Origin of the sequence: Micromonospora sp. NPDC047738 (genome assembly GCF_040642675.1) — a bacterium.
In the GTDB taxonomy this organism is placed as follows: domain Bacteria; phylum Actinomycetota; class Actinomycetes; order Mycobacteriales; family Micromonosporaceae; genus Micromonospora.
The window spans coordinates 1-22,759 of the sequence record NZ_JBEYSO010000033.1; the positions used below are offsets into that span (position 1 = coordinate 1).

General features: G+C 67.7%; 16 protein-coding genes. 8 read left to right on the forward strand and 8 right to left on the reverse strand.

What is annotated here, in order from left to right:
- Positions 1-299: 299 nt before the first annotated feature.
- The 4 genes from ABZ783_RS31725 to ABZ783_RS31740 all read right to left on the reverse strand — a co-directional run bounded on the left by ABZ783_RS31725 (position 300) and on the right by ABZ783_RS31740 (position 4,486).
- Positions 300-848: a hypothetical protein gene (locus ABZ783_RS31725; RefSeq protein ID WP_357444825.1), complete on the reverse strand. Its 549-nt coding sequence runs from the start codon at positions 846-848 to the stop codon at positions 300-302.
- Between the two features lie 219 nt (positions 849-1,067).
- A complete protein-coding gene (locus tag ABZ783_RS31730) occupies positions 1,068-1,517 on the reverse strand; it encodes a hypothetical protein (RefSeq protein ID WP_357444828.1) in 450 nt (149 codons plus the stop codon).
- Positions 1,514-3,346: an IS481 family transposase gene (locus tag ABZ783_RS31735; protein WP_357444953.1), complete on the reverse strand. Its 1,833-nt coding sequence runs from the start codon at positions 3,344-3,346 to the stop codon at positions 1,514-1,516. The genes ABZ783_RS31730 and ABZ783_RS31735 overlap by 4 nt, the downstream gene beginning before the upstream one ends.
- A 759-nt stretch (positions 3,347-4,105) precedes the next feature.
- Positions 4,106-4,486, reverse strand: coding sequence for a VOC family protein (locus ABZ783_RS31740; protein ID WP_357444831.1), 381 nt, complete (start codon positions 4,484-4,486; stop codon positions 4,106-4,108).
- A gap of 321 nt (positions 4,487-4,807) precedes the next feature.
- On the opposite strand from ABZ783_RS31740, the gene ABZ783_RS31745 reads away from it, so the two are divergent.
- Positions 4,808-5,125 (forward strand): hypothetical protein, encoded by a 318-nt coding sequence (locus ABZ783_RS31745; RefSeq protein ID WP_357444834.1) that lies wholly within the window; start codon positions 4,808-4,810, stop codon positions 5,123-5,125.
- Between the two features lie 332 nt (positions 5,126-5,457).
- On the forward strand, positions 5,458-5,658 hold the full coding sequence (locus ABZ783_RS31750; RefSeq protein WP_357444837.1) for a hypothetical protein: 201 nt from the start codon (positions 5,458-5,460) through the stop codon (positions 5,656-5,658).
- Positions 5,659-5,830: 172 nt separating this feature from the next.
- Here the strand turns inward: ABZ783_RS31750 and ABZ783_RS31755 are convergent, their stop codons facing one another.
- Positions 5,831-6,400, reverse strand: a complete 570-nt coding sequence (locus ABZ783_RS31755; RefSeq protein ID WP_357444840.1) for a dienelactone hydrolase family protein — start codon at positions 6,398-6,400, stop codon at positions 5,831-5,833.
- A 65-nt stretch (positions 6,401-6,465) separates the two neighbouring features.
- Here ABZ783_RS31755 and ABZ783_RS31760 point away from each other — a divergent pair, with 65 nt between their 5' ends.
- Both ABZ783_RS31760 and ABZ783_RS31765 read left to right on the forward strand, forming a co-directional pair.
- Positions 6,466-7,029: a winged helix-turn-helix domain-containing protein gene (locus tag ABZ783_RS31760; RefSeq protein ID WP_357444843.1), complete on the forward strand. Its 564-nt coding sequence runs from the start codon at positions 6,466-6,468 to the stop codon at positions 7,027-7,029.
- Positions 7,030-7,250: 221 nt separating this feature from the next.
- A complete protein-coding gene (locus ABZ783_RS31765) occupies positions 7,251-7,505 on the forward strand; it encodes a hypothetical protein (protein ID WP_357444846.1) in 255 nt (84 codons plus the stop codon).
- Positions 7,506-7,606: 101 nt separating this feature from the next.
- Here the strand turns inward: ABZ783_RS31765 and ABZ783_RS31770 are convergent, their stop codons facing one another.
- Entirely contained in the window at positions 7,607-8,104 is a 498-nt protein-coding gene (locus ABZ783_RS31770; RefSeq protein WP_357444849.1) for a tyrosine-type recombinase/integrase, read from the reverse strand.
- Between the two features lie 258 nt (positions 8,105-8,362).
- Between ABZ783_RS31770 and mraY the strand changes: the two genes are divergently transcribed.
- A complete protein-coding gene (gene mraY, locus ABZ783_RS31775) occupies positions 8,363-9,466 on the forward strand; it encodes a phospho-N-acetylmuramoyl-pentapeptide-transferase (RefSeq protein ID WP_357444852.1) in 1,104 nt (367 codons plus the stop codon).
- A 532-nt stretch (positions 9,467-9,998) separates the two neighbouring features.
- On the opposite strand, the gene ABZ783_RS31780 is transcribed toward mraY, so the two are convergent.
- On the reverse strand, positions 9,999-11,543 hold the full coding sequence (locus ABZ783_RS31780) for an IS1182 family transposase (protein ID WP_357444855.1): 1,545 nt from the start codon (positions 11,541-11,543) through the stop codon (positions 9,999-10,001).
- Positions 11,544-11,873: 330 nt separating this feature from the next.
- Between ABZ783_RS31780 and ABZ783_RS31785 the strand changes: the two genes are divergently transcribed.
- From ABZ783_RS31785 to ABZ783_RS31795, 3 genes are all read left to right on the forward strand, one after another.
- Positions 11,874-14,822 (forward strand): AAA family ATPase, encoded by a 2,949-nt coding sequence (locus ABZ783_RS31785; RefSeq protein WP_357444858.1) that lies wholly within the window; start codon positions 11,874-11,876, stop codon positions 14,820-14,822.
- 80 nt (positions 14,823-14,902) lie between these two features.
- Positions 14,903-15,109, forward strand: a complete 207-nt coding sequence (locus ABZ783_RS31790; RefSeq protein WP_357444861.1) for a hypothetical protein — start codon at positions 14,903-14,905, stop codon at positions 15,107-15,109.
- Positions 15,110-15,126: 17 nt separating this feature from the next.
- The gene (locus ABZ783_RS31795) at positions 15,127-21,312 is read left to right on the forward strand and encodes a S8 family serine peptidase (RefSeq protein ID WP_357444864.1); all 6,186 of its coding nucleotides are present in this window, start codon (positions 15,127-15,129) and stop codon (positions 21,310-21,312) included.
- A gap of 433 nt (positions 21,313-21,745) precedes the next feature.
- On the opposite strand, the gene ABZ783_RS31800 is transcribed toward ABZ783_RS31795, so the two are convergent.
- Entirely contained in the window at positions 21,746-22,294 is a 549-nt protein-coding gene (locus ABZ783_RS31800) for a nucleotidyltransferase family protein (protein ID WP_357444867.1), read from the reverse strand.
- Positions 22,295-22,759 lie beyond the last annotated feature (465 nt).

Sequence of the window (22,759 nt, forward strand, 5' to 3'; positions counted from 1 at the left end):
CATCGACCGACGCAGCTACAAAGCCACCACAAGCATCGACATCATCAGTCCCGACCCTTGACAGCTCCCAACCCGCCCTAACTGAACGGCGTTGGGCCTAGATCCGTAGAGTCCGAGAATGTGACCAGCCAAGACAGCACCGCGCGTCCGCAGGCCACTCCGAAGGTGGCAGCGGGCGCGCTCTTCGTTGACGAGCAGAATCGGATGATGCTCGTTCGGCCCACGTACAAGTCGCGCCCGGCTGCCGGCTATGTCGGGCTCCACTTGATGCGCGACGGATTGATGTCGGATGGTGGGTGTCAGGAGTGGGAGGGCGAGGGTACCGGCGAGGACAGAAGGCGCATGATGCGTTCGTCTAGCGCGTCGCCAATTGACGGTTCAGGTCCGGCGAAGGCAGCGGCTTGGAGGGGTTTCGGAAAGATTCGCCGGATGCTGTCCGGGTACACGCCTTCCCCGTCTTTCGGTTTTTGATAGGTGACAGGCGGTCCCAGCTGCACGGCGATCGGCATCGACACGCCGCCGAGCGAGCTGAGGTCGGCATCAGGTCCCTTCGCTACATCTGCCTCGCTCAGGTACTTGCAGAACACGTGCGTGTAGATCGTGCGGACCTCGTCAACGGTGTCAGCCGAGTCCGGCGCCACCCCGAACACCGAGGCGGCGCAGACCGGCCATCGATCATCTGGCTCGCTGCCTGGCTGCGCGTCAAAGGTCGGGTCGTGCTTGATTGCGTCCACCACCCGCGATGCGAGCTGCTCCCGGAATTGCTTGGGCAGCTTCCGGGGGTTGGGCACTGACAGCCACCGCAGGACGAAGACGCCGGAGGCCACCAGGAGCAGCGGCACGAGCACCAGCGCCCACCGTCGGGTATGCTTCCCATTCACGGGCGTGACCCTAAACCACGCCCGGGGGCCTTCGGGAGCCTCGCTGTGCCGACCACAGGCCGCCGGCTGCCGGCGGCTGCCGGCGATGTCGGGCTCCACTTGATGCGTGACGGATTGCCTTCAGATGATCCGTTACACATCCGGCTAGACGATCTTGGGATGTTCCTGGTTCAAGGCTACTGGTCTTCAGTCCCAGAGGTTGAACAGCAGCTCGCCGACGGTGGTCGGCTTCCAGTAGCTGATCTGGTCGTGTTCCTCGGCGTCGAGAGCGCTCAGGTCGACCTGTGACAGCGGGGTTCGTAGCTGCTCGACGGTGAGGACCTGGGCGTCGGTCAGGTTGGTGATGCCGTCGACGAGGCCAGGATGGTCGACGAAGGCGATGGTGACGTCGCCGCTGGCTTGGGGACGGGCGAAGGCGATGAACGGCAGAGCGGAATGCCGCAGCACCGCGATGTGGTGCTGAGCGTGGGTGATGTCGATCGTGTGGAAGTTCGGCGTGACGCCAGCAGGAGTGACGCCGGTGACGGTCGCGCCGATGGTGCGGGCGGCCTGGTGGCAGACGGCGGTGAAGGACCTGAGGTCCGCTTGGTCGTCGGGTGGTGGGTTGAAGCCGGTGGCTCCGGGCGACAGCTTCATGCTCGGGCTCCGTTGTCGTCGCGGTCGGTGCAGGCTATCCGAGGCTGCCGTGGAGGTTCGGGCTTTCGGACCTTGAACCGCGCGATGGGCTTGGTGGTCGTGCGAGGCACTTCCGTGAGGAGCTGGTCGCCGTCGTGGACGCGGAAGGTGGTATCGGCGTCTTCGACGGTGACGGTTCGACCAGCGTGGCCGATGCCGACGTGGATTTTCTGACCGGCGATGACGAGGACGCCGCGGCTGCTGACGCGTCGTTCGACCCGTAGTGGTGTTGGGGATGGTTGCGGTGCTGGTCCGGCGGGGCGGGCGTCTCGGATGCGGGCCTGCTCTTGTGGGGTGAGCGGGTTGGGCAGGCTGCGTAGCAGGGTCCGGTCGGTGTCGAGCAGGTGCAGGACGCCGCGGTCGAGGCGGATGGTGACGCGTCGGCCGGCGAGGTGGTAGCCGATGGGATGTTGCCGTCCGGCGAGGCTGACCAGGCCGATGGGGTTGACGAGCCGGTCGACCTCGACGGGAGCTCCGGGTTTGATCGGGCCGGCGGTGACCGGGGGCGGCCCGGCGGGGTGGCCGCCGTCGGCGAGGAGTTGATGCAGGTGGGTGGGGGTGAGGCGGGAGGGCACGGTCTTGAGTCGGACGCCGTCGAGGAGCAGGTGGACCACGGTGGTGTCGGCCCAAAGCCGGATCGTGAGTCCGGCCCGGGCTGGGCCGAGCCAGAACTGTTGCCCGCAGACGGCGAGGTTGCCGGAGGCGGGAACGGTGCGGGTGATCTCGACGGCCAGGTTGACCGGGTCGACGCCGTTGGCTGACAGCACCAGCGGGGCGGGCAGGGCCGGCGGGTCCTGCGACTCAGCCGGCGGTGCGGGGCGGGGTGCGGGCACGGCGGGCGCCAGGGCGGGCGGCAGCCGCAGCGGCAGTTGCCCGTGGGTGGGGTGGACGGTGAACCGGTCGGCTGGGAACGCCATGTCCAGGGACTGGTGAGGCCGGTTGGTGTTGTACTCGGCGCGGAAGGCGTCTACGGCGGTCTGCACGGCCTCCAGGTCGGGCCAGACCTCGATGTCGTCGAGGAGTTCGCGTTGCAGGGTCTGGTGGAACCGCTCGACCTTGCCTGTGGTTGTCGGGGTGCGGGGTTTGGTGTTGCGGGCCACGATGCCGTTCTCCCGGCAGATCCGTTCGAACATCACCTCGGCCGGGCGGGGCCGGCTGAACCGGCCGGTGAACTGCTTGCCGTTATCGGTCAGCACTTCCTCGGGGATCCCGAACTGTTGCAGCGCTTCGGCGAAGGCCAGGCAGACGGCCCGGCCGGTGGCCCGCCGGACCACGGTGGCGATGACGCAGAACCGGGAGTGGTCGTCCACGCCGGTGACGACCTTGGCTTCGGCGCCGCCGGCCAGCTTGATTCCGCCGACGATGTCCAACTGCCACAGCTCCATCGGCCGATCCCGTTCCCAACGCCGGTAATCCTCCCGCCGACGTCGACGAGGGACCGGGTCAATGAGCCCGTGTCGTACCAGGACCCGGTAGATGGTGCTCAGCGACGGCACCGGACCAGGACAGCCGAGGCGTCCCAACTCGAACTGCAGCCGGCGCTGACCCCACCGCGGATGCCCACGGCGCAGTTCGCAGATCGCCGCTTCGACCTCCGGGCTGGTCTGTGCCGGATGGGCATGCGGGCGATGAGAGCGATCCGCCAACCCGTCCAGGCCCTCATCGCGATACCAGCCCAACCAGCGGTGCACCGCCTGCCGCGACACGCCGAACCGTTCGGCGACCTCGGTAACCGGCACCCCGGCCTGAACTTCCAGCACTGCGCGATACCGCTGCTCGGTCACGTTCAACTCCACCAGCACTCTGCGGAGTGTCACGCATCATGTGAAGCCAACCTGTAACGCATCATCCGGAGTCGGACAGGCGGCTGCCGGCGAGTTGGTTCAAAGTTTCTGTATGTCTTCAAGGCGGCCCTTGACGGGCCGCACGCGCCGCCGCCTGGGCGCGCGCCGGCCGCTGCCGCTGTCGCTCTGCGGCCGTCACGCCGGATGCCCGGCGGCTGGCGCGGACAGTGGGAAGTCCGGTGGGCCGCCGCAGAACGACAGATCGTTGACGAGTGAGGGGTGGGCCGGCAGCCGGCCGGGCCGCGCGGCCACGTGCCCGCGCGGCGTAAGGGAGCGCACGCCGGCCGCGTCGGCGAGCTGGCGGCGGTCGCGGGGTTGCGGCTAGTGCGCCTCCGGCGGGGGCGCTCCGGCTCCAGGATGGCCGGGGCTCCGTCGGCGGGTCGCGGTCCGTGGGTGGTTGCGGTAGCGCCATCCCACCGCCGACGACCCGGGGCGAGCCGAGCAGACCGCCGCCGGGACCGCCAGCGTCCGTCCGTGCGTCAAGGCCGTCTTGACGTGGCGGCCCCGACGGCGGCCCGCTCCCACAAGGGCGGGTCGACGGCGACGGGATGGCGAGGTTCCGCTGGCTGGGTCAATGCCTCACCAACACGCATGCGACACGGGGCGGGTCGAGCATCCACCCGGCCTCCCAGCTATTGATGGGGTCGCCAGATCTTGTCGGCGGCTGCGGGGTGGCGGCTGCGCCGATCGTTTGGGCAAGGGCCGTCAGAGTGGGTCGAGGCGGCGCTTGAGCAGGCAGAACTCGTTGCCTTCTGGATCGGCGAGGACGTGCCAGGACGCATCCGCAGGCTGACCGATGTCGACGAGTTTGGCCCCGGCGGCCAGGAGGCGCTCGAGCTCGGCGTCCTGATCGCGGTCGGTGGGGTTGACGTCGATGTGCAGCCGGGCATGCCCGTTCTTCGGCTCGTCGTTGCGGATGAGGAAGATCGTCGGCTGCGGGCCGCCGAACCCTTCGCGCGGGCCTATCTCGATGTAGACCCCCTCTTCGCGATCGAGCACTATGAAGTCCAGGATCTCGCACCAGAACCGCGCCAGCACCTCGGGGTCGCGGCACTTGAGCACGAGCTCACTGATACGGCATGCCATTGACGAAACCTACTCTCAGCAAGGGAACTGCCGGGGCGGCCGCACGCGGATATCATGGGCTCCCTGCAGTGCGAACAAGCTCGCGATCGTACCGGGCGAGGCGAGCAGGGCTGGACGAGGGTGCCCGTCGGGCCGACCCCTGACGGTCGTCAATCAGCAGGAAGTCAGCGAGACGCGCGACAACAGCCGTCAACCGTTGGTACGGGACAGCAAAGTCCCGGACGACAACACCAGTCGTCGGCATTGATCAGCAAGCATCAACTGTGTGGAGCCGCCTTTGCAAGGCAGGGGTTGCTTGGCCTCTGTCGTTAGACTCTGATCATGTTGCTGCTTTCGAAACGGCGTTGGGTGCTTGCACATTTTAGTCTGATTTTGGCGTTACTGGCAGTTTCCTTGGCAACTGAACCATTCGCCGTGACTTCCGGGCCGGCGATTATAGGTTTAAACCTGGCTGCACTTGGCCTCATTGTCTTAGGGCAGCCATGGGCTTCGTTCGTTGGGTTCCTGTCTACTGAAGTGGGCGAATTCTCCGGCGCTCAGGAGCTGATCCTCTATGGCCTTCCGTTCTTGAACCTTGCTCTCCATATCGTGGTGTCGGAGGGGTTGGCGCGAACGAAAAGGCGTAATGCATCCGGGTAGGTCCGAGCGTAGGACCCCGCGCAAGATCAGCGGGCACAGATCCGGCACAACTGGGGTGACAATGGGTACAAAACGTCACAAGGGGTTCAAGCCTCAGCCCCACCTGAGCCCGTGCCCGATCCGTGCCCGATACAGCGGTCAACACCGGCCAGCGGAGGTCCGTTGCAGAGCCTGGCCGTGTTGCCCGTGCGTCCATGACCCTCCAGCACCAGGCCCGGGGCCGCGACTCAACCGATTCCCAAGCTGACAGTGCGTGTTCCCGTCACCGCTCGGAGGCTCCGGCAAGTGACAGAGCTGGCTCTGGAGCGCAACCGACGGAACAATCGCAGGCCATGGACGAGTCCCTACTTTGGGTGTGGATCGCGGTCGCGTTCATCGCTTCGGTGTTCTTGCTGAATCTGTGGGATGTGCGATCCTTGCGCCGCGACAGCCACCCGGTGAGCATGTGGAGGCTCTACGGCAGTGGCCTGCTGCTGTTGGCGGTCTTCCCATGGGCCGTTTGGGAAACCATCACCGAACTGCAGTTGCCGTAGGGCGCCGGGCCTTGCTGCCGACAGCAGCGGGCCGGAAGGAGGGCAGCGGTGGAGGCCCGGGTGCGCCGGCTCCGGGTGGGTCGACGAGGACCAGGTCCAAGCCGTCACCAAGCCGCCGGAGGCTGATCGTGGACCAACGACGACCAATGGTCAGCTAGTTAGGCCACGCCGGTCAGACGGAGGCGAGGAATGTCCGCACCCGCTCCATGAGCAGCGCGGACGCCTCCGGGTCGTACGCGTCGAGCGAGGAGTCGGCGAAGAGGTGCTGGTCGCCGGGATAGACGAACAGCTCGGCGTTCGCCGTGGAGCCGGCGAGCTCGCGTGCGGCCGGCAGGTCCTCGTCGAAGAACTCGTCGCCCTCCTTGCCGTGGATCTGCACCGGCACGCCCTCGGGCCACGCCTCTCCGAATTCCGCGACCGGGAGGCAGGAGTACATGAGCAGTGCCCCGCGGGCACCGGGCCGGGTCTGCGCGAGCCGCTGGGCGATCGTCACGCCGAAGGAGAATCCGCCGTAGACCAGTTCGGGGCCGAGTTCGTCGGCTGCGGCGATGCCGCGCTCCCGGATCGCGTCGAACCCCGTATCGCGTGCGAATCCGAAACCCTCCTCGATGCTGCCGAACGTGCGGCCGTCGAACAGGTCCGGCGTGTGCACGGTGTGCCCGGCCTGTCGCAGGCTGTCGGCGAAGCTCCGGACCCCGTCGGTCAGGCCTTGGATGTGGTGGTACAGCAGCACGTCGGTCACGGCGTTGAACTCCTTGCGAACGATCGAGATTTCTGGAACGTTCCGCGATGCTAGTCTGTTATGCCATGGCCGACAACCCCCCCGACTACGAGCTAGCCGATCGGATGGCGCTGACCAGACCGGACCAGGTGAAGGCCATCGGCCACCCGCTCCGCACCGCGATCCTGCAGCTCCTCCACGAGCGGGCCGCGACCGTGACCGAGTTAGCGGAGGCGGTCGAGCGCCCCAAGAGCACGGTCGCGCACCACGTGGACGTGCTCACCCGCAACGGCCTGCTCCAGGTGGTGCGCACGCGGAAGGTGCGGGCGATCGAGGAGCGCTTCTACGGGCGCACCGCGCGCATGTTCTACGTGGCAGCGGAGCCATCACCTGCTGGCGAACAGATGCCGGTCGACTTCAACGACTTCGAGGTGGCTGCACGCGAGTCCGCGAAGGCGTTCGAGCAGGGAAAGCTTTGGGGTTTCATCCGGCATGCGCGGATCTCGGAGGATCAGGCCTCTCAGTTCTGGGAGCGGATGGCGGAACTGGTTGATGAGTTCGACCGGATGCCGAGGTCCGGCGAAACCATGTACGGGTTCGCGATCGGCGTCTATCCCACCGACCACCCGACCCTGCCAGCAGCGGAGTGATGCACCTACTCGAGAATCGAGAGCGGCTGAAAGCAGCGAGAAGGCATCGATCGTGCCCGCTCAAGGCGAGACGTGACGACAGCAGACGGGGTGGTAGCCGAGCTGAACCACACGGGACGACAGCCGATGGCAGCAGGCAATGCGACGCAACGGCGTTCATACCGAAGAGGTCTGGGCAGGGCCAACTATCTGGTTAGTCGGACGTTGGGCATGATGAGTTCGTGGACGACCTGACGCGAGCAGACTTGGAGATCGTCCTTCCACGTGAGGGCTTCGCGCCCGACAGCTACCGGCTGCCCGGCGGCATCGGAGCCAACGAATGCTACGTGCTCGACCTCGGCCCGGCGGGTTGGGAGGTGTATTACTCCGAACGCGGGGTGAAGGGCAGCCTCCGAGTCTTCCGGACAGAGGGTGAGGCTTGCGCCTACTTCCTCGAACTCTTGCGGCGCGACCTCACAACGCGGCGGCAACGGTAGACCCGCACCTGACGGCAGCCATCGCGTGTCCGACGCGTGCCCGTTCGGTTCGTCAGGCAACAACGGAGCTTGCGCGGACCGCCCGGCACAGAGAGCTACCGCTACCCCTGGTCAACCGCCCCGTCGGGGAGGCTGAGGGTGCAGATCAAAGCACCTTCCAACCGACCGTCTGGGAGGTGCCGAAGTCCTGGGGGTGATGTGACCGTGAGTATTGATCGCTTGGTCTTGGCAGTCGAAGATGGGGCCCGATCGACGGCATACGCGAGATGATCGAACACTGGATGCGCCGCCAGCAGGTCAACCGCGAAGTCCGGCACCGGGACGGTACGCCGATCCGCCCGTGACTTCGGGTAGGGCTCGATCGTGACCGTGCCCGCAACCTCGACGGCGACCCGGACGACCTCCACCGTCTTCGTGGTCAGGTCGAGCGATTCCCAGCGGAGCTCAGTGCACTCGCCCCACCGCAGGCCGGTACCGCCGGCCAACGCGACCAGGGCACGGTATCGATCCGGGACCGCCGGTAGGAGTCGGCCGATCAGGTCAGCGCGGGTCAGGACATGTCCATCGGTGTCCTTCTTCCGCCGCGATGGCACCTTCACGCCCTCGCACGGATTGGCGCCGATCAGCCGGTCGCGGACGGCCGCCCGGAGAATCGGATTCGTGTCAACGAGTTACGAACCACGGCGCTGTGAGGTCCAGGGCTGCTCCGCTCGCCGTCGGATGGCAAGCTCGTGTCTCGTGATCGATGATTTCGCTAAGGACTATCTGCACGGCCAGCTCAGGTCGATACGTCAGACGCTGATCTGGAAGCTCGGTGGGGACGCCGTGAGAAATCCGGATCTCGTGGAGCTTCGCCCGTGAGGGCGGTCATCGTCGCGGCCGCGGTCGCGTTCATCATCTCCCTGTTCGGCACACCGGTGGCGATTCGCGTCTTCACCGCGCTCAAGGCCGGCCAGCCGATCCGATCCATCGGGCTCGCCAGCAACCAGGGCAAGAAGGGCACGCCCACGATGGGCGGCGTCGTCTTCATCGTGGCGACCGTCTTCGCCTACGTCGCCGGGCACCTTGCCCTGACCACCCTGCCCGAGCGGCAGATCGCACAGGAGGGGCCGACCATGACGGCCCTGGTGCTGCTCGGGCTGTTCGTCTTCTGCGGCGCGGTCGGCTTCTTCGACGACTTCCTCAAGGTGCGCCGGCGCAACTCCGACGGACTGTCCGCCAAAGGCAAGCTGCTCGGCCAGGCGATCGTCGGCGGCGGGTTCGGCATCGCCGCGCTCTACGTGCCGAGCACCAACGGCCAGACCGTGGCCAGCGAGCACATCTCGCTCATCCGCGACATCAGCTGGCTGAACGTCGGCAAGGTCGGCGCGGTCATGGTCTTCGTCTTCGTGATCATGGCGATGTCGAACGGCGTGAACCTCACCGACGGCCTCGACGGCCTGGCCACCGGCGCGTCGATCCTGGTGCTCGGCGCGTACGCGCTGATCGGCTTCTGGCAGTACCGGCACTGGTGCGCCGACGACGCGTACGCCCGCGTGAACGACTACTGCTACCAGGTCCGGGACCCCCTGGAGATCGCCATGATCGCGGCGGCGGCGGCCGCCGCCTGCGTGGGCTTCCTGTGGTGGAACACGTCCCCGGCGCGGATCTTCATGGGTGACGTGGGCTCGCTCGGGCTCGGCGGCCTGATCGGCGGGCTCGCGGTGGCAACCCGCACCACGCTGCTTTCGATCATGATCGGCGGGCTCTTCGTCATCATCACGACGACCTGGGTGATCCAGATCGTCTCGTTCCGGACCACCGGTAGACGTGTCTTCCGGATGGTGCCGTTGCACCACCACTTCGAGTTGGCCGGATGGAGCGAGGTCAATATTGTGGTCCGGTTTTGGATCGTGGCCGGCGTCTGCGTGGCGGTCGGCCTGGGCCTGTTCTACTCGGATTTCTTGGCGGTCGTTGGATAAGAATCGCGCGACAAGCCTGTGTCGTGCCACCGACGGTGATCCGCCGGGCAGCCCGGTTCCCCACCGGGGTGCCAGCGTCTGGCAGCAGCATTGCCTAAGCCGGTCGTGGCCAGAGCCCTCGATCGCTGTGTCAGTAAGAAGTCAGCAAGAGGGCTGGCGTCATCCATCACGGGGCGACCTCCGGCGGCGGCTGGAGGGCGCGCGACGACATCACGTGGTATCGGCTGTGAACTGGCGACAGGCGAGATCGACGTTCACACCGAAGAGGTCACTGGTTCGATCCCAGTATCGCCCACCGTAAGTATTCGCAGGTAGCGAGCCCGTCGCCGGAACCACCTGTAACGGGCTTCGCGTTTTGTCCCTTGAATTGGGAGCATTGGCAACCGGCTCGCGATCCTGACCTCGGGGAACGTGGCCCGGCCGGTGGCACTCTCCACCACCTTGGCGATCACGCGCCGCGTCATCCTCGCCGAATAGTCTTCCGGCGCAGGGATCACGAAGTTGATGCTGTTGGTGATCTTGGTGTCAGTCGTCAGTCGTCAGTCGCTGAGCGGAAGAGTTCTTGCAGACGGCTTCGTGGTCGTCGGCGTTGGTTGGGCCGGTGTTGAGCGAGTCGGACAATGTTGGTGCCGGCGGCGGTGAGGACGTGTTGGACGTGGGTCTTTGCGAGCCCGCGGTACCGGCAGCGGCGTAGGCCGTGCGCGTGGACGGTTTCTGAGACGGTGGCCTCGCACCCGGCGCGGAGGGCGTAGCGCCGTTTCCACTCGAGGGTCTGCTGTTGCGATCGAGCCCGGGTTTGGATCTTCTGCAGCGGTTCGGGTAGTAGGAGCAGGTGTCGACCTTTGCCGTCCACGTTGCCGGTACATTGCTGCCTGACCGTGCAGTTGCGGCAGTCCGCCCGCCGGAATAGCACCGACAGTCGCGGCTTACCGTCCGCCATCGTAGGTTTCCACCGCGGGCTGACCGTTCCTTGCGGACACGTCATGGTTTCGGCCTGCCAGTCGACGTGGAAGTCTTCCTTGGCGAAGCCGGGCCGTTCGACGGCGCGCGGGTCCTGGCGGACCGGCCCGACAACGGTTATCCCGTGAGCGGTCGACGCCCGGTGCACCGTTTCGGGCGTGACGTAGCCGCTGTCGAGGAGGTGCTCCGCCGGCGTGATGCGCTGCTCGGCCAGCGCGGTATGGATCGCCTCGACGACGTTGACGTCCTGCTCCGGCGCCGAGGTTGTCACGACGTGCACGATCAGGTTCGGTCGCTCCTCGTCACAGGTCTCGGTCTGGTGATCCTTGTAGCCAACCCATTCGACCTTGCCCGGCTTGTGGCTGAACCGCGCCTGCGGATCATGCGGCGACACGACCTCCACGCGAGACCACGGCACTCGAGCGGGCTCCGCATCGTCATCGGCCATCGTGCCGCTGGAACGCCGCCGCGTGGTGCCCTCCCGGCTCTTGCGAGCTCGGGACAATTTCGCTTCCCGCCACCGCAGTTGTCCGGACTCGTCATACCAGTACTGCTGGACCCAGACCTGACGCAGCACCTCGACGGCGCCCACACCCGGCCCGGCCGCGGGCGCCGTCGAGCCGTAGACTGCCCGCAGCAAGGCGATGCCGTCAGCGCCGACCTGTTCGACGTACTGCCGTATCGCAGCCGCACCAGTCGGCTGACGCTCGTGACGCGCCGATCGGCCGTAACGCTCGACCCAGTCCGTCGGCATGACGCTCGCCAGCCACACCTCGTCCAGCTTGGCCAGGGCCTCCAGCGCGGCGCGCATCGTCTCCGCGACCAGCTCCACCCGACTGAGCCGACGCACCGCCGCGAGCACATGCGTGGAGTCCGTACGCTGCCAGCCCCGAGCCCGCACCAGCCCCGCCTCCGCCAGCCGATCGACCATCACCCCAAGAAGCCGATCAGCACGGTCACCCTCGGCAAGCCGGTCCCGGAACTCACTGAGCACCGAATGATCGAACCCGGGCTCGGTCAGCTCCATCCCCAATGCGTACTTCCAGTCGATCCTGCACGCCACCGCCCGAGCCGCCTGCCGATCGGTGAGGTTCTCCGCGTACTGCAACACCGACACCAACGCCACGCCACCCGTGCCGTCTCCACCGGAACAACCGAACCCGAACCACGGCCCATCGACATCGCGCTATTCCAGCATCGAGGTGCCTCCGGCTCGAGCAACGACGCGCTCAGACCGATCACGCAACCAAGATCACCAACAGCATCCGAAGTTCGAGCCAGAGCCATATCCCGATGACCGTTGACCTCACGTCTCCAGAGGGTCACCCTGGGCGCAGTGCGCCGTCACCATCATCGATGGACATCGCTCACTTCGGCTGAGGATCCCGCAACGCGAGTCGCCGCGATGGTACTTGCGCCCGAGCAGCGAAAAGCGAGATCATCACGCATGCTCGACCCCTCGCCCGACGGGACTTCACCGACGGTTTCTACGCCGGATTTCGTGGGTCGTGATCGGGAGATGGCGGCGCTCCGGGGCGCCTTGGCCCGGCCACCGGCGATCGTGCTGGTAGAGGGCGAGGCGGGGATCGGGAAGAGCCGACTGCTGCGAGAGTGGTTGGCCACGCCGCACCAGCGCACTGCCCTGGTCTCGGTGTGCCCACCGCTTCGAGAGTCGCTGACGTTGGGGCCGATCGTCGACGCGTTCCGTGGGATCGACCGGCCGGCGTCGCGATTGCGGCTCACCGATCTTGCGGGTGCGTTACGGCCCCTGTTCCCTGAATGGTCCTCGGACCTGCCGCCCGCATTGGAGCCCTTGGGCGATGCGAAGGCGGCACGGCATCGCCTGTTCCGCGCCCTGGACGAGATGCTCCGGGCTCTGCGGGTCGACGTTCTCGTGCTCGAGGACGCTCACTGGGCCGACGAGGTGACCTTGGAGTTCCTGCTGTTCGTCACCTCCCGACAGCAGTCGGACGGGCCAAGCCTCGTGATATCCTATCGGCCGGAGGAGGTGGACGCCGGATCGCTGTTGCTGCGGCTGACGTCCCGGCTGCCTGCTGGCGTGACCCAGCTGAGGATCGCCCTGGCGCCGATGCGACCCAACGACACGGCAGCGCTGGTGTCCTCGATGCTGGACGGCAACCCGATATCGCAGGAGTTCACGACGTTCATGCACGAGCGGACCGGTGGCGTTCCGCTGGCGCTGGAGGAGTCGGTTCGCCTCATGTGCGACCGTGCCGACCTTGTCTTCCGCGACGGGCAGTGGGTCCGGCTGAAGCTGCGCGAGCTGCAGGTGCCGCCAACGGTACGCGACTCCACCCGGGAGCGGGTGGGCCGTCTGTCGGCGACGGCGCAGCAGGTGTTGCGAGCTGCGGCGACGTTGGCTGAGCGGTCATCGGTGGCCACGATCGCGGTGACCGCCGGTCTGTCACCCGATGCGTGTCGAGGCGCTATCGCGGAGGCGGCCGATGCCGGCGTCCTGGACGGAGACGACCGCGGCCAGTGGCGATTCCGGCATGTGCTGGCCGCCACGGCTGTCTACGAAGCGATCCCGTTGACCGATCGCAGACACTTCCACCTGCTGGCCGGCCGGGCGTTGGAGGACATCCATCCGCCGCCTGTCGCACGCCTTGCCCGCCACTTCCGTGAGGCGGGCGAGACGGAGTCCTGGGCGCGGTACGCCGAGCAGGGCGCCGAGCTGGCCATGGCCTCGGGTGACCACACCAAGGCGGTCGCCTTGCTGGTCGATCTGTTGTCGTGGTCCGAGCTGCCGCCGTCGGATCGGGCACGAGTCGCGCGCATCGCCGGAGTAGCCGCACTGGGCCGTCGTGAACCGGTCGACGAGGTCTACCACCGCGTGATTCGTACCTTGCGCTCGGTGCTGGAGACCCCCGGTCTCTCCGCACGCCAGCAGGCCGAGATCCGCAACCCCCTGGGTCGGCTCCTGATCACCGGGGGTGAGGCGCAGGCCGCACTCAGCGAGCTCGAGCAGGCGGTGGCCAACCTCGACCATGATCCGGTCGAGGCGGCTCGGGCGATGACCTATCTTGGATGGGCCTATGCGGGACCGTGGCCGGCATCGACTCATCGGCGTTGGCTGGATCGCGCCGCTGAGCTCACCGCCGAATTCGATTCACCCGCAGAGCGGCTGAACCTGGCCGGCAACCGTGCCGCTGCGTTGCTCATGCTCGGCGAAGAGGAGGCCTGGGACGTCGTCGCCGACCTGCCCATCGACGGTGCGACCTCGGCGGAGCGTCTCGACGTGGCCCGCATCCACGCAAATGTCGGGACCGGCGCACTGATCTGGGGCCGGTACGCCGAGGCGGAGGCACATCTTGTCGTGGCCATGCGCCTTGCCGAGGCCGAGCAGGCGTCCCGGTTGCAATACAACGTCCGACTCGAACAGGCCAACCTGGCGTGGCTCACCGGCCGGTGGGAGGGTCTCGCGGAGCGAAGCGCGGCACTCGCCGATGCCGACCGAGACCGGCCGGCGCTCTACCTCGGCAGCATTCGGCTCGCGGCCCGGCTGGCAGCCGCGGCCGGACGGCGGCGCGCTGCGGAGGAGCAGTTCCGGCTGGTCCTCGAGGAGTCTGCCCGTCTCGGCGCAGCGGACGACACGATGGAGGCCGCCGCTGCGCTGGCCAGACTGTGGCTGACGGACGGAAACAGCGGCCGGGCGCTGCAGATCACGAACGAGCCGCTGGACACAGTCCGGAGAAAAGGCATCTGGGTCTGGGCGACGGACCTCGTCCCCGCCCGGATCGAGGCGCACCTCGCCGCGGGCGACCTTGAGGCCGCGACACGCCTGGGCGACCAGTTCGCCAGAGGACTGCGTGGCCGTACGGCGCCTGCGCCTCGCGCGGCGCTCACCGTATGCCGTGCCCTGCTGGTCGCCGCAGCCGGAGACCACGCTCGCGCGGCGACGGCATACGACCGGGCGGCGCGCGCCTGGAGCGCGTTGCCGCGCCCCTACGAGGCCATGCTCGCCCGCGAGCGTCAAGCCGAGGCGCTCATGGCGCAAGGTCAGATCGAACAGGGCCGTGAGCTGCTGGCCGCACAGTACGAGCAACTGTTCAGGCTCGGAGCCCGCGGCGATGCAGACCGTGTCGCACAGCGGCTTCGCGAACACGGCGCCGAGGTTCCGCGATTGTGGCGCGGCGGTCGACGGGGGTACGGCGACCGGCTCTCACCTCGTGAGCTCGACGTGGTCCGACTGGTTGTCGCCGGCAAGACGAACCGGGAGATCAGCCGGATTCTGGCCAAGTCGCCGGCCACGGTGGATCAACAGCTGCGTGCGGCGATGCGCAAGTTGAAGGTGTCCTCCCGGACCGCGCTCGCGGTCAAGGCGGTAGAGGCCGGAGTGTTCGCAGAAGAGGATTCCCTCGACGGCCCGTCGTGAAAATTGACGTATCCGCTGGATAGCTAAGGTCGCTCGTCCCCCCGAGCATGGCTCCATGATCCATGGACATAGGGCAGTGCATGCCTGAGCGACCTATCGCGCGTGACGACTCCGTCAGCGAGCACCAGCCACCACTCGAGCTGTCGCGCGGGCCGCGCGTCAGCGCCCGCGACTTCCGCGACGCTGGCGATGGCCGCGACGCCCGCGATGCCGGCGATGCCGGCGATGCCGGCGATGCCGGCGATGCCGGCGACCACAAGAGCCACGACCCCTACCAACCCCTGTAGGTCGGAGGACCCCCCACATGAGACCCAAAGCCCTCGTCGCTTCGGTGGCCGTAGCGGTCGGCCTGAGCATGATCCCGCCACCATCGGCGGCGTCGGCCGCTGAGCCGGATCCCGGTGCGGCCGCCAGCAAGATCGCGCCGGACCTGAAGGACCGCTTCCACACGGAGCCGGTCTCCGACTTCTGGATCACGTTCGACACCAAGGCCGACCTCGCGCCGGCGAAGAAGATCGCCGATTGGACCACTCGCGGTCAGTTCGTCTACGACGCGCTGACCGCAGCGGCGAAGGACTCCGTGGCATCCGTCTCCACCGAACTCGACGGGGCAGGCGTCAAATACACCTCCTACCCGATCGCCAACGCTGTGCTCGTCAAGGGCGGCACCGAGAAACTCGCCCTCGACGTGGCCTCGGTGCGGCAGGTCGCCGAGATCCACGCGACGCCGCAGGTCGCGCTGGTCGAGCCCGTGGACGAGAAGAGCCCGGCTGACCAGGCCATCCGCCCCGCAGCCCCGGCGGCCGCCGCCGAGGCGGACACCGTCTCGTGGGGTCTGGACGCCATCCACGCCCCCCAAGCCTGGGCCATGGGCGCCACCGGTGCGGGCATCACCGTGTCCAACCTCGACTCAGGTGTCCAGTTCGACCATCCGGCGCTGGTGGACTCCTACCGCGGCAACAAGGGCGACGGCACGTTCAACCACGACTACAACTGGATGGCCACCCGGGGCACGTGCGCGGGCGCGCCGTGCGACGACAACGGACACGGCACGCACACCATGGGCACCATGGTCGGTGACGACGGCACCAACCACGTCGGCGTCGCCCCGGACGCGCAGTGGATCGCGACGAACGGGTGCTGCGCGTCGAACGGCCCCGAATCGCTGCTCGAGTCCGGCTGGTGGCTGCTCGCCCCGACCGACGTCCACGGAAACAACCCGGACGTCTCCAAGCGCCCCCACGTCATCAACAACTCGTGGGGCCAGAGTGCGGAGCACAACTTCGACGACTTCTTCCAGGCCATCGACGAGGCCTGGAGCGCCGCGGGCATCTTCAGCGTCTGGTCATCGGGCAACACCTCGCCGTACGCGGCCTGCGACACTGTCTCCTCGCCCGGCTCCGCTGAGACTGCCTACTCCGTCGGCGCCTACGCGTCGAACGGCACGCTCGCGTCGTTCTCCCGCAAGGGCGAGGGTGAAGGCGGCCGGATCAAGCCCGAGATCTCCGCCCCCGGCGTGACCGTCCGGTCGTCCTACCCGAACAACAGCTACACCGAGATGTCCGGCACCTCGATGGCGGCCCCCCACGTCGCCGGCGCCGTCGCGGCGCTGTGGAGCTATGACCCGACCCTGATCGGGCAGGTCGAGGAGACCCGCCGCCTGCTCGCCGAGTCCGCCGTCGACGTCGACGACACCGAGTGCGGCGGCACCGCCGCCTTCAACAACAAGTACGGCGAGGGCCGGCTCGACCTCGTCCGCCTGCTCGAGCTCGCGCCGCGCCAGGGCGGCACCCTGACCGGGATCGTCACCGCCAACGGTGCCCCGGTCCCCGCCGCCGAGGTGACGATCAGCGGACCGTTCAGCCGGTCGATCGGGACCGACAAGGACGGCCGGTTCTCGATGAACCTTCCGGTCGGCGACTACCAGATCAGCACCAAGGTCTTCGGCTACCTGACCGCGACCGCGAGCGCCACGATCACCCTCGGCCGGAACACCTCGCTCGAGGTTCCCCTCACCGCCGCGGCGCGCCACGACATCAGCGGCAGGGTCGTCGACGACAAGAAGCAGCCCGTCCCGAACGCCGACGTCGCCGTCAAGGACACGCCGCTGGCCGCGGTACGCACGGATGCCAACGGCGCATTCACGATCGCCGCTGTCCCCGAGGGCGGGTACACGCTGAACATCAAGCCCAACGCCTGCTTCTCGCCCACGACCGTCCCGCTGACCGTCGGCGCGCAGAACGAGTCGCCCGAGATCCCGGTCGCGCTCGTCGTCGACGAGGGCGGCTACACCTGCTCCGTCTCCGAAGGCGAGTACCTGCGCGGCACCGACCCGGTCGCGTTCCCGAGCGGCGTCTGGGCCACGGTGAAGCTGCCGTTCCCGGTCGCGCTCTACAACGGGAGCCACGACACCCTGAATATCAGCCTGCGCGGCGTGATCTCCCCGGACGCCTCCACCGGTCCCGGCACCGGCGGTGCCGGCGCCTTCCCGTTCTATGTCCAGACCCCCGTCCAGACCACGGGCGGTGGCGTCTACACGGCGGCGACCAAGGTCAACGGCGAGGACGCCTTCGTCGTCGAGTTCCGCGATGTCCGGGTCTGGGCCTACCCGATCCGGTCGGAGTACACGCAGCCGGTCAGCTTCTCGGCCACCCTCACCCGCTCCGGCACCGTGATCTTCGGGTACGGCCACGGCATCGGCACCGACGACCCGGTGACCGCCGGCACCCGCGCCATCACCGGCATACAGGGCTGGGCCGGCGTCGACGGTATCCGGTTCTCCGACAACGCCCCGGTGCTGCACGACGGGATGATCGTCACCTACGACCTGCCTGACTTCGGGTACCTCGACGCGACCGTCGTCGACCAGAACGACGGGCAGCCGGTGGCCGGGGCCAAGGTCTCTTTCACGAACAAGAATGGGCTCGTCGAGGCCGTCACGACCAACGGGACGGGCATCGTGCATCGCCAGCTTCCGGTCGGCGACTACACCATGACGGTCGACGCGCCGAACTACACGACCGCGGCATACCCCTTCTCCCTCGACAAGCTCTACGCGAAGGCCAAGATCGACGCACGTCTGACCACGGGTGTCGCCGGCCTGAAGGCCGACGGCCTCGACGCGGTGCTGGGCACCGATCAGAAGGGCGTCGGCACGCTCACGCTGACCAACACCGGCTCGGCACCGCTGAAGTACGACCTGGGCGAGGCGGGGCGCCACCCGGAGCTCGACACGGCCGGAGCCACCGAGCGCACCGGGACGGGAGCCGACAGCACCATCGACCTCACCGCCTGGAACACGACGTCGACGGGCATGCAGCCGTCGTCCTTCGACGGCACGAGCACCAAGGTCGATGCCGCTGCAGCGCGAGCCGCCGACAAGATCGGCACGACCTCCGGCGGGGACGTCATCACCCGGATCGCCATCCCGGGCAAGATCGAGGAGAAGGAGCCCGCCGGCGTCGGGTACGACGGCGAGGTCTGGGTCCACGACTACGACGCCAGGACCAACACCGCCTACACGGTGACCGGCAAACCGACCGGCAAGGTCTTCGACGCCTCCTGGAACCCCGCCTACCGCGCGTTCGACCTGGAGCTCGACACTCGGACCGGCGACATGTGCCAGATCGAGGACAGCCCGCGCTCGGTGATCCACTGCTTCAACCGGGAGACCGGCAAGGAGACCAGGGTCATCAAGGGCACGTGGTCCACCGTGCAGCTGACCGGGCTCGCCTACAACCCGACGCTCGACGTCTTCTACGTGGGCGGCCGCCAGAACGGCTCCATCGGGACCGTCGCCGGCACCTCGTGGGAGAACCCGGGTGAGTTCCTCTCCTACTGCGCCGCGCCCAAGCCCGAGGTGATGGGGCTGGCCTACAACCCCGCGTCGAACACGCTCTGGTACAGCGATCTCGCCAGCAGCGGGCCGACCCGGCTGATCCAGGTCAACCCCAGCACCTGTCAGCTCGTCAACGCCTGGTGGTTCCCAGGCATGAAGGCGCGACAGGGCGGCGGCCTTGCCACCGACGTGACCGGCGCGCTCTGGGCCGTCGACCAGATCGCCGATGACGTCGTGCTCGTCGACGTCGAGGACGACCTGCTCACCGACCTGCCGTGGCTGTCGCTCTCCTCGACCGGCGGCACCCTGGCCCCGGGTGAGTCGACGACCGTCAAGGTCTCGGTCTCCTCGAAGGACGCCAAGCCAGGAGTCCTCGGCGCGAACATCGTGGTGAGGTCCGACTCCGGACGGCAGTCCAAGACCTATGTACCGGTGACGCTCACGACCACGAAGTACCAGGTCGGCGTCAACGCCGGCGGGGCTTCGTTCACCGACGGCTCTGGCTACACCTGGTCCGCCGACCAGGCCTCCGACGACGGGGCGTGGGGCTACGACGGGAAGACGAAGGTCACCTCCACGCAGGCCGGGATCGACGGCACCACGGACGACAAGCTGTTCCAGTCGCAGCGCACCACGCCGGTCAAGGACCTGACCTACACGTTCCCCGACGCGCCCAAGGGCACCTACGCGATCGATCTCGGGTTCGCAGAGATCGAGAAGGTGGCCAAGGGGAAGCGGGTGTTCGACGTCCTTGTGGACGGCTCCCTGACGGAGTACGCCTACGACGCGGCCGCGGCGGTGGGGCCGAACGCCGCCGACTGGCGCACTGCCGTCGTGAAACACGAGGGCGGTCCGCTGACCGTGGAGCTGCGGGGTTCGAAGGGCCTGCGCGCCCCGAGCATCGCCGCGCTGCGCGTGACGCTCGACCCGCGCGCAGACCAGGTTGAGCAGGAGCCCGTGCCCGAGGAGCCGAAGCCGGGCGAGGTGCCGGTGGCTCCCGCTGGTCGCTCGTACTCGTTGAAGGTGACCAGCGGGCTCTACCGCCAGGGCACCGAGAACTCCGGCTGGATCGGCGACGACCTCTGCGGAGTGCTGTGGTTCGACTCCAGCTTCCGCTTCCCCTTCTACGACACGTCCTGGGACGGCGTGTGCGTAAACACCAACGGCTCGTTGGTCTTCGACCGCGCCAGCACGCTGGGGAACAACACGGCACTGCCGTCGCGGAGCCCGATCGACGCGATCTATCCGCTCTGGGACGACCTCATCGTCGACGCCCAGGGAGGCATCTACCTGGGCACGACCGAGGTGGACGGGCTGGCCGCGCAGGTCATCGAGTGGCGCAACGTCACCTTCTACAGTGACCGGACGGCCCGCGTGAGCTTCTCGGTCACCCTGATCGCGGACGGACGGATCCAGATCGGGTACGGCGACGGGATCGGCGGCGAAAAGCCCGTGACCCGCGGGTCGTCGGCCACGGTCGGCGTGGAGAGCCTCAAGCGCAACCCCGCGACCCAGTACTCCTTCAACCAGCCTGTCCTCACGGCCGGCCTGGGGCTGCAGTACACCCTCCCGGCCGCGGGCACGATCGAGGGCACCGTCACCGACGCGAACGACAGCAAGCCGATCCCCGGTGCGGTCGTCACGCTGAAGTCGTCGACTGGCGACCGGGTCATCACGGCCGACGCCGCGGGCCGCTGGAAGGCTCAGGCGCTGGTCGGCGAGAACACCGTGCAGATCTGGGCGCCGAACTACGTCACGGCCAGCCGCCCGGTCACCATCGCCAAGAAGGACCAGGCCGAGGTGGTCGACACCGCGCTCACCACAGGCGTCGCGACCATCACCGGAGCAGACCTCGACTGGTTCCTCAGCTCCGACGAGGCGGCCAGCGCCGACGTGACCGTGACCAACACCGGCTCCGCGCCACTGCAGGTCCGGCTGAGCGAGCAACTCCGTACCAAGGGCGGACACGAGGCTGCCGACCTTCCGTGGCTGACGCTCACGGGTGAGGCCGCGACCGGCACGGTCGAGCTCGCGGTCGGTGAGTCCACCACGGTCACGGCGATCGTCGACAACACCGGGTTCCAGCCCGGCGTCCTTGTCGGTGACGTGCTCGTGGCGTCGAATGCCGGCAAGGGCGAGGCCCAGTACACGCCGGTCCGTCTGGCGACCTCGGCCTACTGGAAGGGCGTCGACGTGGGCGGGTCCGGGCACGTGGGTGCCGACGGCTTCGTCTGGTCGCCCGACCAGCCGCTGGGCTCAGGAGCGTGGGGGTACGTCGGAGGCGTCGTGCGCGCCACCAAGGCGGACATCGCCGGCACCGACGATGACGCGTTGTTCCGCGCCCAGCGGACCGGCAAGACGTTCGCCTACGTGTTCAAGAACGCGCCCGCCGGCACGTACCAGATCGGCCTCGACTTCGCGGAGATCGAGCAGGTCAAGGCCGGCATGCGTACCTTCGATGTGCTGGTCGACGGCAAGGCCGTGCTCCACGACCACGACGTACAGGCGAAGGCGGGTGCGCTGACCGCGGACGCGAACACGGTCACCGTCAAGCACACCGGCGGCGACCTGAAGGTCGAGCTCCGCAGCGAGACTGGTGAGCGCGACCCGATCCTCAACGCCCTGAAGGTCCAGGAGGACCCGCGCCTATGAGATAGCCGAACCAGCCCTCCAGCAGAGGTCAGAGCCTCCTCGGGACATCATCCCGGGGAGGCTCTGACCGCGACTACCGAGTTTGCAGCTTTGGCCGGTATTCGCGCACTTGGTTTAAAGAGTCCGAGTTCCTCGTCGGTGGCGACGTCCGGACGCCGAAGGCGCGTTGCCCGACGCGCCAGAGCCCTTCGCCTTGTTGCCGATCCGGGAGTTGCCTGTGCTCAGCGCTCGATAGCCCGAGCTCTCTTGCCGTGTGCGGGGCTTCGCTGACTTCCGGTTGGTAGATGATCTTGGTCGAGTAGTCACTGAGCAGGCCGCGCGCCGTGGCGCGTGGCTCTGCCCCAAGGTCGCCGACGGCCTCGAGATCGGAGAGGCGGTGGATGATCAGCAGGTTGGCGATGCCGAGTCCGCGGGAGGGCTTCCACTGGGACTGCTAGATCTCCAGCCGCAGTCCGGCCCATCGGTCGAGCCATCCCTTGACCTCCACGCGGCGCTGTACCTTTGCGCGGCCCGCTGCGTTGTTGAAGGCTGGAGAGGGGCGGACAACCATTCCCACAAGGTCAGCCAGCCCATGGCAGGACACCAGGCGAACAGAGTCACCCCGCAGAGTAACCGCGACGCATGTTGCCGTTTCGGGCCAGCGCGATATCGCGTCCAAGGCGGACGTGTAGGGCTCGTCGCCATTGCGCAGATGCATCCGTGCTTGATTACGAATCTCCCACGGCACCCCAGGCAGGGCCACCATGGCTTGGGCTTCGGCGCGTGCGTCCTCGCGTGGGTCCAGCTTCTCCGGGTCGAAGTAGGCGACATCCACGTCGCGCGCCGGCGAGACCGGGAGGTTGCTGATCGCGTCCCAGACGCGGTTGCGTACGAAGCCGGCACCGATCCACCAGTCCGGTAATCCAAGGTCGGCCGTAGCCCGAAGGACTCTCATTGCTCCCGGGTCTGACTCGATTACGCCCACAACGTCCTGCGCGCTCATGACCACCCAAGGGACCCTAGACCGGCGGACGTACGCACCGCTTGCGAGGCGGGGGCTGAGGGCAGAGCGAAGTCTGTCAGCGACGTGCTTCGGCGCGATCACCACCGCAGACATCCGCTCACTGCCGCTGATTGAGCGCGGTGTTCAGTTGGCTGCGCGTTCCCATGGGCGCTCGATCCACGGATTGTGGTCGAGGTTGGCCGTGAGTCTCGGGAACTGCTGCCTCGTCCGGCTCTCGTCGGTGAGGTCGGCCGGCGTTCGGACGGGTGCGTCGGGTCCGGAAGGGCCATCGATTGCGAAGGGAGTCCCGGTTGCGGTGATGTGCGCCTCGATCGGGAGGCCGCAGAACCAGTCGATCCGAGCGTTGTGCCGGTCGGGGCGCCAGCTCGACAAGGCTGTCGGGGTCGCTAAGGCGCCGGGCGACGCTGCGGTCGCGTGCCGGGGATCGGGAGCACGTGGGGAGCA